A 13,665-nucleotide genomic window follows, 5' to 3' on the forward strand; every position below is an offset into this window, starting at 1 on the left:
AGAAACACGATCAATACCAACAACGGAGTGAGATCATGGCAACCGTGGACATCGTCGAAGCCTGGAACGGCCCCGGCCGCAAGGACGGGGTGATCACCGACGCATCACCGAAAAACAATGCAGTACACCTCAGTTCAGGTGGCGAGGCATTCGAGCACTGGTATTTCGACGCCCAATTGGACGACGGTCACACCGTGGTCGCGTTCCTGAACAAGCGGCGGCCCGAGGACCCGCCCAAATGCCGGCCGTGGGTCGAGATCATCATCTACGCCCCGGACGGCACCCGGCAGGAGATCGCCAAGAAATACCCACGCGGGGAGTCGTTCTTCTCCGAAGAGAAGTGCGATGTGCGGATCGGCAAGAACACTGCGCGCGTGAGCTTCCCAGAAGATGGTGGGTTACCGAGCTACCACGTCTTCATCCAGGAAGAGGACGTGACGTTCGACCTCACCTTCACCAATGAGTTGCAGCCATGGATGCCGGGACGTGGTGAAACACATTTCGGTGCAAAGCATTCCTTCGGCTGGATGGTCGGCGCACCCCGGGCAAGCGTCACCGGAACCGTGAAGCTGGGTGCTACGACCATCGACGCGACCGGGCGCGGCTACGCCGACCACAACTGGGGCATCGGCGACATGAAACGGGTCATCGACTGCTGGCACTGGGGCCGGCTCTACGTCGACGACTACTCCCTGCTGTACGCATCGGTGAAGACCCAGGAGAAGTTCGGATCGCACGCGATCCAGCCACTGATGCTCGCGCACAACGATTCCATCGTCCTGAGCACAGGGGAGGTCGAGTTCACCACCGGGCCGGCTGCGTTCGACGAGGTGGCCAATCGCAGCTATCCCACCTGGATTTCGCTGGTGGTGCCCGGCAGTCTGGAACTTCGCCTCGATGTCCAGCGCGTACTACACGCCCACGACTTCCTGGACGACATCCCGGTGGTCGGCAGCAAACTGCTGCGCCCGCTCGCATATCGGCTGATCGGGCATCCGGGGTATTTCCGATTCCAATCGAGGTTCGACCTGACGATCATCGACGGAGACCAGACCCACCATCGCACCGGGACGACCCTCCACGAACTAGTCGCCCTGCGCTGACCACACCCGCGTTAGGGGTTTGGGGTCAGCCGGTGACGTCGAGGATCTTGATGGCGAAGATCAGGGTGTCGTCGCCCTCGATGCCGGCGCGCGGGTTCCCGGTGGCGCCGTAGCCGTCGTCGGGGGTCATCGCCACGGCGACGGTGGAGCCGACCTTCTGCCCGGCGATGGCCTTCTGGAAGCCCTTGACGACACCGGTCAGCGGGAACTCGACCGGTGCGCCGCGCTCATAGCTGCTGTCGAAGACGGTGCCGTCGCGGCCGTTGACGCCCATGTAGCAAACCGACACCTCGGCGGTCTCGGCGACAATGGCGCCGTTGCCCTCGGTCAGGGTCTGCACAGTGGTTGCGTCCACCGAGAATGGCTCGGTAACAGTCACTTCGGGGGCAGCGTCGTCTGTCGACCCGGTGACCTCCACCGAACCGGTGGTGCCGTCGAAGGTCCACTCCGACGCGACGTTGCCGGCCGCCGGTGCGGTGGGGCAGGACGTGGTGTTGTCGGACGAGCTGTCGTCGTCGGAACCGCAGGCGGTCAGCAGCAGTAGTGATGACGAGGCCACGAGGGCCATGGCGAGGCGCTTGGAGAACATGGGGTGAACTTAACAGCCCCGCCTGACGCTTCGGTCGGACGGTGGACAAGCCAACTCGCACCTGGTTACTGTTAAGGCAACCGCAAGGCTGACGGTATCGCTTTGTGAATCGAACCCTTCAGTGGAGGTGCACGGTGACGAGGGTTTCTGAGGCTCGGCAAGGCAGCGAGATTTCCTACGATCGCCCGGTTGACTGTGACAACCACTATTACGAGAAGATCGACGCCTTCACCCGTCATCTCGACCCGAAGTACAAGAGGCGGGGCATCGAGATCATCACGCGGGGCACCCACACCGAACTGCTCGCCGGTGGAAAGCTGTTCGAGTTCGTGCCCAACCCCACGTTTGATCCGGTGATCGTTCCGGGCTGCCTGGACGCGTTGTTCCGTGGTGAGATCCCGGAGGGGGTGGATCCTCGGAGTCTGTCGAAGGTCGAACCGCTCAATCCTGCGTATCAGGACCGGGACCTGCGGCTGGAGATGATCGAGAAGCAACAGATGTCGGGTGTGATTCTTCTGCCCACTCTGGCATGCGGTGTCGAGGAAGCGCTCAAGCACGACATACCGGCGACGATGGCGAGCATCACCGCCTTCAATCGCTGGCTGGACGAGGACTGGGGATATGCGTATCAGGGCCGGATCTTCGCGACGCCGATGCTGTCGTTCGCCGACCCCGATGGGGCGCTCGAAGAGATCGATCGCCTGATCGAGCGCGATGTCCGCATCGTCTCGGTGCGTCCGGCGCCGATACCGGCCGGTCACGGAACGTCCAAGGCGTTCGGTGATCCGCGATATGACAAGGTCTGGGCCAAACTCGCCGAAGCCGACATCCCGGTCGCGTTCCATCTCAGCGACAGTGGGTACACCGAGTTCCTGGGTGCGGCCTGGGGTGGACCACCGAAGTTTGCACCGTTTCGCTACAACGATCCACTGGCCTCGCTGGTGGTCTCGGATCGGGCGATCCACGACACGATCGCGAGCCTCGTCGTCGGTGGTGTGTTCACCCGGCATCCGACGCTGCGGGTGGCGAGCATCGAGAATGGTTCGGACTGGGTGCATGTGCTGCTCAAGCGCTTGCGCAAGCTCGCCAACCAGGCGCCGTGGCTGTTCACCGAGGATCCCGGGGACACCCTGCGCAGGCACCTGTGGGTCTCGCCGTACTACGAGGACGACGTTCCGAAACTCGTCGAGGTGATGGGGGCCGACCGGGTGATGTTCGGCTCGGACTGGCCCCATGGCGAGGGGCTGGAGACGCCCCTCGAGTTCATCCACGAACTCGAGGGCTTCAGTGAGGTCGAGGTCGACCAGATCATGCGAACCAACGTGCTCGATCTGATGGGCATCGACCACTGACCCGGCCGGCGGTTGCCGAAATCTCCTGAAACTCTTGCATTTTCGGCACGCTCGACGGTGATTTCGGCACGGTCGACGGAAGGGTTCCGCCGAGCGTGCCGAAATCACCGTTGACCGTGCCGAAATCGCACGTATCGCAGTTGGGCTTACCGTATGGTTGCGCCCATGAGCGGAACATTTGCCGGCAAAGTTGCGATTGTCACCGGCGGTGGGTCCGGAATCGGTGCCGCTCTGACCCGCGCTCTCGTTGCCGCCGGTGCTGACGTGACCTGTACCGACATCGATCCGGATGCGGCCCGCGCGGTGGCGACATCGGCGGTGGGCGACGGAACGGCGCGTGCCGAACGGTTGGACGTTACGGATGCCGACGCTGTCCGGGCGGTTGTCGACGACGTCGTCGAGCGCTGCGGCCGCCTGGATCTGATGTTCAACAATGCCGGGATCCTCTTCGGCGGTGACACCGAGCTACTGACTCTGGACCAGTGGAATGCCATCATCGACATCAACATCCGCGGTGTCGTGCATGGTGTTTCGGCTGCGTACCCGGTGATGATCCACCAGCGCAGCGGCCACATCATCAACACCGCCTCGATGGCGGGGCTGGCGGCGACCGGTCAGATCACCAGCTACGTGATGACCAAGCACGCAGTGGTCGGACTCTCACTCGCCCTGCGCACCGAGGCGGCCGCACATGGCATCGGAGTTCTGGCGATCTGTCCCGGTGCGGTGGAGACGCCGATCATCGAGAAGGGCGCGGTCGGCGACTTCGACGGACGCGACTTCTTCCGGCAGGGACAGGGAACCAAGAACTTTCACGATCCGGATCGACTCGCCCGCGATACATTGCGCGCCATCGAACGGAACCGCGCCCTGCTGGTGACACCGGCACGCTCACGGATGGCCTGGAGGTTCGCGCGACTCGCTCCGGGGCTGATGCAGAAGATGTCCATTCGTTTTGTGGCGCAGTCCCGCTCCGCGCACGGCAACAACAGCCTGCAGAAGTGACCACCGAAGGAAACGCCCATGAGCGCGACGCTGTCGATCCCGCGGTTCCCTTCCGACGTCACCAACACCTGGCTGTCGGGAGTATTGAGTGCCGGACGTGCGCCGGTGACGGTGGACGAGGTGACGGTCAGTCCGATCGGCACCGGACAGACCGCCGCGACGTACCGCATCAACGCGACGTACGGCTCCGGCCGCAGCGACCTGCCTGACAGCTTCGTGCTGAAACTTCCGGCTCAGGACGACGGCGTGCGCGACGGTCTGGTGCTGGGGTACGTCAGCGAATGTGCGTTCTACGAGACGGTGGCAGAACTGGTCAGGATTCCGATCCCGCAGTGCTACCACAACGACATCGCCGACGGCGGAAAGAACTTCGCCCTCCTGCTCGGTGATGAGGCGGACGCCGTACAAGGTGATCAAATCGGTGGTTGTGGGCAGGAACAGGCCTTGTCGGTCGCGCGGGCGCTCGCCGGACTCCATGGACCGACCTGGTGTGATCCGGCCTGGCACGACTTCGCCGGACTGGCCTTTGCAACGAAGGAGGCATCGGCGATCTCGGGGCTGAGTGACGTGGCAAAACTGAGTGCCGCGATGACCATCGACAAACTCGGCGACCGCTTGTCATCGGGCGACCGCGAGACCCTCACCGTCGCAATGGACCTGGTCACGCCGTGGCTGAGCGATTCGCCGGAGCGTTTTGCTCTCATGCACGGCGACTTCCGGCTGGACAACATGCTGTTCGGTTCGGGCGGCAAACTGACCGTGGTCGACTGGCAGACACTCGGTGTGGGCTTACCGGCCCGCGATCTGGCATATTTTGTCGGAACCAGCGTGGAGTCAGACCTGCGAGCGGTGATCGAAGAGAAAGTCGTCGAGACCTATCACCGGGCTCTGCTCGACTTCGGTATTGCCGAGTACTCATTCGAAACCTGTTGGCGTGATTACCGGTTCGGCATGTTGCAGACCTTGCTGATCACCTCACTGGGGTGCGCGTTCGCGACCGGCACCGACCGCGGAGAACGGCTGTTCGAGGTGATGCTGCAGCGTGGGTGCCAGGCGATCCGCGACCTGGGCAGTCTGGAACTCGTCGCGGCGACGGCCTGAACCCTATCCGGGGTTCGGTGACCCGGCGGCGGTGGCCAGCAGTTCACGGAGCTGCGGCGCCGGGACCTTGCCGGTGCCCCCCCGGGGGATGTCGTCGTCGGAATCGACCAGGAGCCAGACGCTGGGTACCTTGAACGAACTCAGTGCGGCGGCCGCAGCGGCCCGCAATTGTTCGACCGAGGTGGTGGCGGTGTCGCACACGACCGCGGCGCCGACCTGCTGTGTACCGTCGACCGGCACATCGGTCACGTACGCCGCCTGGACGCCCTCGATTCCGCGGAGGGCCTTCTCGACCTCGCCGGGATAGACCGAGGCGCCACTGACCTTGAACATGTCGTCGGATCGGCCGTGGTAGAACAGGAATCCGTCGTCATCGAGGTGGCCGAGGTCGCCGGTGGGGTAGAAGCCGTCGGGAGTGAAGATGTCGTCGCGGCCACGCCGGCAGATCCCGCGCAGGACATGTGGACCGCGGACCTGGATTTCTCCGGGCGATCCGGTTGGTACCGGGCCGGCCTCGGACATGATCCGAACCTCCATGCCGGCGAACGGTTTTCCGCAGCTGCCCCACGCCAATCGGGGCAGGTCGGTGTCCGCCGGGTATCCGCAGTAGGGACCGAAGGTCTCCGTCATGCCGAACAGACGGGCGCGGGCGCCGGGCGCCGCCCGTTGGCCGGCCGGTAGCAGGGCATCCAGACTGCCGACGACGAGCGAGGACAGGTCGGCCCCGACGGTCTGCTGATGACGCGCGAGTGCCTCGGCCTGATCGGGCCACCCACGGAACAGGGTGACCCGTTCACGTTCGAGCAGGCGCAGCGTGGCCCGGGGCCGGGGGATCTGCTCGGTCACCAGCGTTGCACCGGCTAGCAGTGTCGTCAGGACACCGCTCCCGACTCCGCCGACCCAGAAGAACGGCATCGGAACGTACAGGCGGGTGTCGGCGGTGATGCAGCGAGCGGCGAGTCCGGACGCCACCGCACCGAGCGCGCCGCCGTGGGAATGCAGAACGCCCTTGGGGATTCCGCTGCTCCCGGAGGTGAAGATGATCATCAGCGGATCGTCGGGATGCACGGAACCGGAAACCGCGTCGACCATCTGCCGCATCGCCGACACCGCCGTTGCCCGGGGTGGTCCGTCGTCGGACCAGACCCGACGAAGCGAGGGGAGTGCGGGGTGGTAGAGCACCTGATCGGTGAGATCGCCGGAGTCCAGTGACGCCTGTAGATCGTCGATATACCGATGTCCGCGGAACTCGCGCACGCTGATCAGGTACTCGACCGATGCGATATCGCACTGCGCCAGCAGTTCTCGCGATGACAGCAGGGTGCTCAACGGGACCAGCACTGCTCCGACCCGGGTGAGCGAGAGCGCGATCTGCACCCAGCGGGCACTGTTGGGCATGATCAGCCCGACGCGAGAACCCTTTCCCACCCCGGCCTCGATGAAGCCGGCGGCCAACTCCCGGGTCGTTGCGTCGAGTTCGCGGTAGGTGATCCGGACCTCGGGATCGATGACCGCCGGTTTGTCGGGGTGGTGGGCGGCGCCGGATTTCACCACCTGCTCGATGGTCGGTGCGGTGCCATGGCGGTCAGGCATGTGCACCGCCGACGTCGAAGTGGCGGCGGACGGCCCCGAGATCGGCCTTGCCGGAGGGGGTTCGGGGTATCTCGTCGACGACGGCGATCTCGGTGGGAATCTCGTAGCGGGCCAGGATTTTCTGGAGATACCCAGACAGTGCCTCGGCGTCGACAGATTCACCCGGACGCAGTTCGACCATGGCCACCGGGGTCTGGCCCAGGCGCGGGTCTTCGCGTCCGACCACGGCGGCGCCGGCGATCGCGGGATGACGCTCGAGCGCCGGCCTCACATCGTCGGGCATCACCTTGAATCCGCCGCGGATGATCGCCTGATCGGCCCGGCCCAGGATCCACACAAAACCGTCCGCGTCGATGCGACCGAGGTCGGTGGTACGAAGCCAGGGTGCGCAGGCGCCCATCTGCCCCGGTTTGACCTCGAGTACCCCGGATTCGTCGGGGCCGAGTGGGATCCCGTTGCCATCGACCACCCGCAGTTGTGCGCCCCCGGACGCTCGCCCCACGCTGCCTCGTTTGCTCTCCCAGTACCGCTGGTGGTCGGGCAGTGTCCAGCCGGCCACTCCGCCACCGAATTCGGTTGCTGCGTAGGAGGTCAGGACCGGGATACCGAATCTGTCGGTGAATGCCTCAGCGTCCTCGACCGACAGCGGCGCGGTACCCGAGGTGACCGCCCGAATGCTGCACAGGTCGTCGCGGGTCAGGTCGGAATGCAGGACCATCCGCAAGGCGGTGGGGACGAGGGAGACCGCGCGCGGCCGGTGGGTGCGAACGGCTTCGGACCAGCGGTCGAGATCAAAGCGGGGCAGCAGAACGAAGGACCGGCCCTCGCTGACACATTGGAGTACGCGGTAGATACCGCCGATGTGCACCAGCGGGGCATTGACGATGGCCACCCCGTTGCGCAGCTCGGTGGGCGACGACGACCAGGTCGGGTCGGCACCCATCACACTGCGCGCCAACATGTCATAGGTGATGTCCACCCGCTTCGGCGGACCGGTGGTGCCGCTGGTCAGCATGTGCACGGCAACATCGCCGGCGTCCCCGGGCGCTGAGGTGCTGATCCGACCGGCCTCGCGCAACACCGGTGGGCTGGTGAGGTCGGAGATGGTCGCGACGGTCGAATCCGGCGTCAGTGCAACCAGTGTGGTGATGTCATCGGCAGTCCCGATGATCAGCGGCAGGTCCAAGGCAGTGGTCTCGGCCCGCGTGCGGTCGTCCCCGCGGGATGGATTGATGACGACCACACTGCCCCCGGCCATCAATACGCCCAGGAGCGTGGCCACGTGTGCCGGTTGATTGCGAAGGAGGATCCCGACCCGGCCGGCGGCGCCCGAGCGATGGACCAGGGCGCCGACCCGTTCGGCGAGTGTGTTGAGGTCACCCCACGTCGACCACGTGCCGTCGTGTTCGATCGCACGGGCATCGGGCGCCAGGGCAAGGACATCGGTGATCCGCCGGCCCAATGGGTGCCGCGCCACGACGCCGGTCGGTTCGGTCATCAGCGAATCCTCGGTGTCTGCTTGGTCAATGGTCTGGCGGCGAGTTCTTCTTTACCGATCGGATTGCCCAGCCGGGTGTAGATCAGGCCCTGGTCCATGGCCGCTCGATACGGTTTGTCGAGCGATTCCCAGACGGCTTTCACCGTGCCCTGGGTCGCGGTGGGTGGTTTGGCCGCGATGGATGTGGCGATTGTGTGGGCTCGGCTCCAGAGTTCCTCTGCCGGGACCACTTCGGTGACCAACCGGATGTCCAGGGCCGTCTGCGCGCTGACCCGTTCGTCGTTGCCCATCAGCGCCATCCGCAGGGTGTCGGCCAGGCCGACCCGCCGCATCAGGCCGATGGGTTCGAGAGCCGACACCAGTCCGACCGAGACGTGCGAGTCGAAGAAAGTGGCATCGGAGGAGCAGATGACGACGTCGGCCTCGTTCACGAAGTACAGGGCCCCGGCGGTGCACATGCCCTGGACCGCACAGACCACCGGCTTCCACACCTTCTGCCATTTCGGGCTGAGCAACTCACCGGGGTCTTCGTGATTCCAGACGATGTCGGGTTGGTCGTACCCCGATTTCACGTCGAGGCCGGCACTGAACGCGCGGGTCCCGGCCGATCTCAGGACCACCGCGTTGACCCGGTCGTCGGCTTTGATCCGCTGCCAGATCTCGGCCATCTCATGGCACATCGTCCGGTTGAACGTGTTGAGTTGGTCGGGCCGGTCGAGGGTGATGGTGGCAACCCGGTCGGTCGGGTCGACCTCGAACAGAAGGGTGTCGAATGACCTGCTCATCGGCACTGCCAGTCAGGCGCGCGCTTTTCGGTGAAGGCGCGTGGCCCCTCCAGTGCATCCGCGGTTCTGGTGACCCGTTCGCGGAACGATTCGGCCAGCATCTCGGCCTCGTGGAGTGGCAGATCGAGACCCTTGATGATCGCCAGTCGGGTACCCCGAACCGCCAGCGGCGCATTCGAGTTCACCACTGCGGCGATCTCATGAGCCCGTTCGAGGAGCCGGTCGTGGTCGACGACCTCACTGATCATCCCGAGTTCGTAGGCCCGCTGCGCACTCATCCGCTCGTGTTTGCCCATCAGAGCCATCCTCAGGGCGACCGATCTGGGCAGCACCCGGGCCAGGCGGACCGTTTCACGGCCGGCGACGAGGCCGATACTGACGTGTGGGTCGAAGAAGGTCGCCTGATCGGAGGCGATCACGATGTCGCCGGTGGTGACCCAGTCGAGCCCGGCGCCACAACATAATCCGTTGACCGCGACCACTATCGGCTTGGCCATGGTGCGAAACGGTGGAGTGCCCTCCTGCGGTGCTTCCCACTGTTCGTAGGTCGACAGGTAGGGACGTTCATTGATGACCTTGCCGTCTCCGGGGATCTCCTTGACGTCGGCTCCGGTGCAGAATGCCCGGCCGGTCGCCGTGACGATGATCAGCCACACGTTGTCGTCGTTCTCGGCCTCGTCGTAGGCCGCGCGCAACTCGGTGATCATGTGGGGACTGAGCGCGTTGAGCGCTTCCGGGCGGTTCAGGGTCACAGTGGCCGTGTGACCGTCGACCTCGTATTTGATGCAGTCGAACGACATCGGACTCCCTTCGGTGGGGGACATGGTCATCGACCATCGAACTTCGGGGTCCGTCGCTCTGCGAATGCCGACAGTCCTTCTTTGAAATCGCTTGTTCTGCAAGCCAGTTCCAGGGCCGAGAGTTCGTGGTTCATCGTTTCGGTGAGTGATGCGCCCTGGCCGACATTGATCGACGCCTTGGCCAGGCCGATCGCGATGGTGGGTCCGCCGGCGAGGCGGTCGACCAGATCGGCGGAGATCTTGTCGATCTCGGTGGCGCCGACGGCCCGATGGATCATGCCCCACTCCTGCGCCTGGGCTCCGGACACCTTTTCCCCGAGGAGGAGCATTTCCTTGGCCCGGGCGATGCCGATCAGCCGCGGTAGCAGCCAGGTGGCACCGGAGTCGGGCGTGAAGCCCCTGGCCATGAACGGTTCCCAGAAGACGGCGTGTTCGTCGGCCACGGTGAAGTCGGCGGCCAGTGCCAGGCTGCAGCCCAGGCCGGTCGCCCAGCCCCGAACGCTGCAGACCACGGGAAGGTGCATGGTGGTGACCAATTCGATCACCCGGTGCGCGGTATGCGGTATCCGGCGGATGAGATTGCCTGCGCGGGGACGCTGTTCGGTCCTGTTCGTCGCCACCCAGTCCGATCCGGCACAGAAATCGCCGCCGGCACCACGGATGTGGACAACACGCAGTGAGTCATCGGTCGCGGCATCGGTCAACGTATCGACAAATGTGCCGATCATGGCGTGCGTCATGGCATTTCGCCGGGAGGGACGGTCGATCACGATGCGCAGGACGCCGCCTTCTGCAGAGACCGCCAGTTCGCCGGCGGCCGGATCCGGCGGGTTCACGTCGCCCATGGTGTAGTCCGCATCTCTCTGCTGTGCCGCCCCGACAGAAGCCGTCGGTCCGGGGTTCCGAATAAGCATACTGTTACACCTACGGTAGATGCTACGATTTGGTCTCGCCGCTTGTGAACATCACGCTGCGCCCGTGTGCGGGGACGCGGCCCGAGAGCCCGAGGTTGGAAAATGCCCAGACCCGTCATCGTTGGTGCAGCCAGGACAGCGATCGGCCGATCGTTCAAAGGTTCCCTCGTCAACACACCTGCCGAGACACTCGCCACCGCCGTCCTGCCCGAGGTGGTTCGCCGCGCGGGTATCGACCCCGCAGCGGTCGACGACGTGATCTTTGCCGAGTCCCACTACGGCGGTGGTGACCTGGCGCGATACGCCGCGGTCGCCGCCGGCATGGAATCCGTGCCCGGGCAAGCGGTGAACCGGCACTGCGCAGGCAGTCTCACCGCCATCGGCAATGCATCGGCGCAGGTCGGCTTCGGGATGGAGCGCGTGGTGGTCGCCGGTGGCGTGCAGTCGCTGTCGACGGGTCCGGCGATGAAGTGGCGGATCCCCGGTCCGGAGCCGGCGTTCAAGGAGGGCTGGATGCCCCCGAGTCACCCGGAAACGCCGGACGCACCGACTCTCGACATGTCGATCACGGTCGGCTGGAACACCGCGAAGTCGGTTGGCATCAGCCGCGCGGAAATGGATGCCTGGGCACTGCGCTCGCATCAGCGTGCGATCGCCGCGATCGACGCCGGAAAGTTTGTCGACGAGATCTACCCGCTGAAGATCGAACTCCCGGACGGCACCGTTGTCGACTTCAGCGTCGATGAACATCCCCGGCGAAACAGCAGTCTGGAGCGGTTGGCGGCGCTGCCCGTCCTCCATCCCGAGATCGAGGGCTTCTCGATCACCGCGGGCAACAGCAGCGGTGTCAACGACGCCGCGGCCGCCGTGGTCGTCGTGGACGAGGACCATGCGCGCGCAGAGCGTCTGGACGTCCTCGGCTCCGTAAAGGCCTGGGCTGCTTCAGCGGTCGCACCGCGCGATACCGGCCTGGGTGCGGTCGCGGTGATCGGGAAGGTGCTCGATCGCGCGGGTTTGTCGGCCGGGGACGTCGACCTGTGGGAGATCAACGAGGCGTTCTGCTCGGTGCCGATCGCCGCGGTGCGCGAGTACGGGCTCGATGAGGAACGGGTCAACTTCTCCGGAAGCGGCGCGAGCCTGGGCCATCCCATCGCCGCGTCCGGCGCACGAATGGTGACCACGCTGCTCTACGAACTCCGGCGTCGGGGCGGCGGTATCGGCGTCGCGGCCATGTGCGCCGGCGGTGGACAGGGCGGCGCCGTTGTCATCGAGGTCTGAGTTCTTCTATCGCGCTCTGAAATACACATATTCAACGAGGGGGAGTAAGGCATGTCAGACGAGGTCCTTGTCGAGCGCCGTGGGCGTGCGCTGGTCATCACCATCAACCGTCCGGACGCACGAAATGCGGTGAACCTGGCTGTCAGTCAGGGGCTGGCCGATGCGGTCGACGAGCTCGACAGCAGTCCGGAACTGTCTGTTGCGGTGCTGACCGGAGCGGGTGGAAACTTCTGCGCGGGTATGGATCTGAAGGCTTTTGCCGCCGGGGAAATGGTGTCGATCAAGGGTCGGGGGATGGGTTTCACCGAGAAGCCACCTGCCAAGCCGATCATCGCGGCCGTGGAGGGTTACGCACTGGCGGGTGGAACCGAACTCGTGTTGGCCACAGACCTGGTGGTGGCATCGAAGACGGCAAAGTTCGGTATCCCGGAGGTCAAGCGGGGTCTGGTGGCGGCGGGCGGCGGACTACTGCGGCTGCCTGATCGCATCCCCTACCAGAAAGCCCTGGAACTGGCGCTGACCGGCGACAGCTTCACCGCCGAGGAGGCCGCCGGCTACGGGTTCGTGAACGTCGTCGCCGAACCGGGTGAGGCACTGGACAAAGCACTGGAACTCGCCGAGAAGATCACCGCCAACGGACCGCTCGCGGTCGCCACCACCAAAGAGATCATCGTGAGGTCTCGTGGTTGGAGCGAACAAGAGTTGTGGGACAAGCAGATGGAGCTGATCATTCCGGTCTTCGGGTCCAAAGACGCACAGGAAGGCGCGGTCGCCTTCGCGGAGAAGCGCAAGCCCAACTGGACCGGCGAATAGTCATCCCACCTGCGTCAGCAAGGACGATGCAACAGCTCACTTCTAGGAGACAACCGTGTCATTTGAAGGTCAGTCAGTACTTGTCACCGGAGGCGCGGGAGGCCTCGGCGCGGCCACCGTCCGCAAACTCCACAGCGAGGGTGCCGCCGTTGTCATCGCCGATCTGGCCGACGACAAGGCGCTGGCTTTGGCAGAGGAACTGGGCAACAAGGTCGCCTACGTCCGCACCGATGTGCTCGACGACGACGCGGTGCTCGCCGCCATCGCCAAAGCCGAAGAGCTGGGTGACTTCCGGTCCGTGGTCATCGCGCACGGCGGCTTCGGGGTCCTGGAAAAGGTGGTCAACCGCGACGGCACCCCGCACACCAAAAAGGGTTTCACCGATACGATCGCGCTGTACCTGACCGGCACCTACAACGTGCTGCGGCTGGCGGCGGCCAACATCGCCACCCGGGAGCCCAAGGCCGACGGTGCCCGTGGCGCGATCGTGATGACCAGTTCGATCGCCGGGTATGAGGGCCAGATCGGACAATCCGCCTATGCCGCAGCAAAAGGCGGCGTGATCTCGTTGACGCTGACCGCCGCCCGAGACCTCAGCGCCGTGGGTATTCGGGTGAACAGCATCGCCCCCGGGACCATGCGGACCCCGCTGATGGAATTGCTAGGTGAAGAAGGGCTGGCGAAGTTCGCCGCGTCGGTGCCCTTCCCGAAGCGGCTGGGCCAACCCGACGAGTTCGCTGGGCTGGCGCACTATCTGTTGGAGAACACCTACATCAACGGCGAGGTCGTCCGCATCGACGGCGCCCAGCGATTCGGGCCGAAGTAGGCACGCCA

General features: G+C 65.0%; 13 protein-coding genes. 7 read left to right on the plus strand and 6 right to left on the minus strand.

Annotation, left to right across the window (positions count from 1 at the left end; translation table 11 throughout):
* The first annotated feature begins 35 nt into the window (after nt 1-35).
* Nucleotides 36-1,103 carry a lipocalin-like domain-containing protein gene (locus AC51GT_RS02220; protein WP_496327709.1) on the plus strand — a complete coding sequence of 356 codons (1,068 nt, stop codon included), beginning with the start codon at nt 36-38 and terminating at the stop codon, nt 1,101-1,103.
* A gap of 25 nt (nt 1,104-1,128) precedes the next feature.
* On the opposite strand, the gene AC51GT_RS02225 is transcribed toward AC51GT_RS02220, so the two are convergent.
* Nucleotides 1,129-1,692, minus strand: coding sequence for an FKBP-type peptidyl-prolyl cis-trans isomerase (locus tag AC51GT_RS02225; protein WP_496327710.1), 564 nt, complete (start codon nt 1,690-1,692; stop codon nt 1,129-1,131).
* 134 nt (nt 1,693-1,826) lie between these two features.
* Here AC51GT_RS02225 and AC51GT_RS02230 point away from each other — a divergent pair, with 134 nt between their 5' ends.
* The 3 genes from AC51GT_RS02230 to AC51GT_RS02240 all read left to right on the plus strand — a co-directional run bounded on the left by AC51GT_RS02230 (nt 1,827) and on the right by AC51GT_RS02240 (nt 5,150).
* Nucleotides 1,827-3,044, plus strand: coding sequence for an amidohydrolase family protein (locus AC51GT_RS02230; RefSeq protein ID WP_496327711.1), 1,218 nt, complete (start codon nt 1,827-1,829; stop codon nt 3,042-3,044).
* 165 nt (nt 3,045-3,209) lie between these two features.
* Nucleotides 3,210-4,049, plus strand: a complete 840-nt coding sequence (locus AC51GT_RS02235) for an SDR family NAD(P)-dependent oxidoreductase (protein WP_496327712.1) — start codon at nt 3,210-3,212, stop codon at nt 4,047-4,049.
* A gap of 18 nt (nt 4,050-4,067) precedes the next feature.
* Nucleotides 4,068-5,150: a phosphotransferase family protein gene (locus AC51GT_RS02240; protein WP_496327713.1), complete on the plus strand. Its 1,083-nt coding sequence runs from the start codon at nt 4,068-4,070 to the stop codon at nt 5,148-5,150.
* 3 nt (nt 5,151-5,153) lie between these two features.
* On the opposite strand, the gene AC51GT_RS02245 is transcribed toward AC51GT_RS02240, so the two are convergent.
* From AC51GT_RS02245 to AC51GT_RS02265, 5 genes are read right to left on the minus strand one after another with little or no spacing between them, the layout of a single operon-like run.
* Nucleotides 5,154-6,743 (minus strand): class I adenylate-forming enzyme family protein, encoded by a 1,590-nt coding sequence (locus AC51GT_RS02245; protein ID WP_496327714.1) that lies wholly within the window; start codon nt 6,741-6,743, stop codon nt 5,154-5,156.
* The gene (locus AC51GT_RS02250; protein WP_496327715.1) at nt 6,736-8,241 is read right to left on the minus strand and encodes a class I adenylate-forming enzyme family protein; all 1,506 of its coding nucleotides are present in this window, start codon (nt 8,239-8,241) and stop codon (nt 6,736-6,738) included. The genes AC51GT_RS02245 and AC51GT_RS02250 overlap by 8 nt, the downstream gene beginning before the upstream one ends.
* Nucleotides 8,241-9,026 (minus strand): enoyl-CoA hydratase/isomerase family protein, encoded by a 786-nt coding sequence (locus AC51GT_RS02255; protein WP_496327716.1) that lies wholly within the window; start codon nt 9,024-9,026, stop codon nt 8,241-8,243. The genes AC51GT_RS02250 and AC51GT_RS02255 overlap by 1 nt, the downstream gene beginning before the upstream one ends.
* Complete coding sequence (locus tag AC51GT_RS02260; RefSeq protein WP_496327997.1) at nt 9,023-9,826, minus strand: enoyl-CoA hydratase/isomerase family protein; 804 nt, start codon at nt 9,824-9,826, stop codon at nt 9,023-9,025. The genes AC51GT_RS02255 and AC51GT_RS02260 overlap by 4 nt, the downstream gene beginning before the upstream one ends.
* 26 nt (nt 9,827-9,852) lie before the next feature.
* Nucleotides 9,853-10,671 (minus strand): enoyl-CoA hydratase-related protein, encoded by an 819-nt coding sequence (locus AC51GT_RS02265; protein WP_496327998.1) that lies wholly within the window; start codon nt 10,669-10,671, stop codon nt 9,853-9,855.
* Between the two features lie 171 nt (nt 10,672-10,842).
* Between AC51GT_RS02265 and AC51GT_RS02270 the strand changes: the two genes are divergently transcribed.
* Genes AC51GT_RS02270 through AC51GT_RS02280 form a run of 3 tightly spaced genes read left to right on the plus strand, consistent with a single transcriptional unit; the run spans nt 10,843 to nt 13,657 of the window.
* Nucleotides 10,843-12,018, plus strand: a complete 1,176-nt coding sequence (locus AC51GT_RS02270; protein WP_496327717.1) for a thiolase family protein — start codon at nt 10,843-10,845, stop codon at nt 12,016-12,018.
* Between the two features lie 51 nt (nt 12,019-12,069).
* A complete protein-coding gene (locus tag AC51GT_RS02275) occupies nt 12,070-12,831 on the plus strand; it encodes a crotonase/enoyl-CoA hydratase family protein (protein ID WP_496327718.1) in 762 nt (253 codons plus the stop codon).
* A 55-nt stretch (nt 12,832-12,886) separates the two neighbouring features.
* Entirely contained in the window at nt 12,887-13,657 is a 771-nt protein-coding gene (locus AC51GT_RS02280) for an SDR family oxidoreductase (RefSeq protein WP_496327719.1), read from the plus strand.
* The last annotated feature ends 8 nt before the right edge of the window (nt 13,658-13,665 follow it).

Source organism: Williamsia sp. z34, assembly GCF_059553395.1.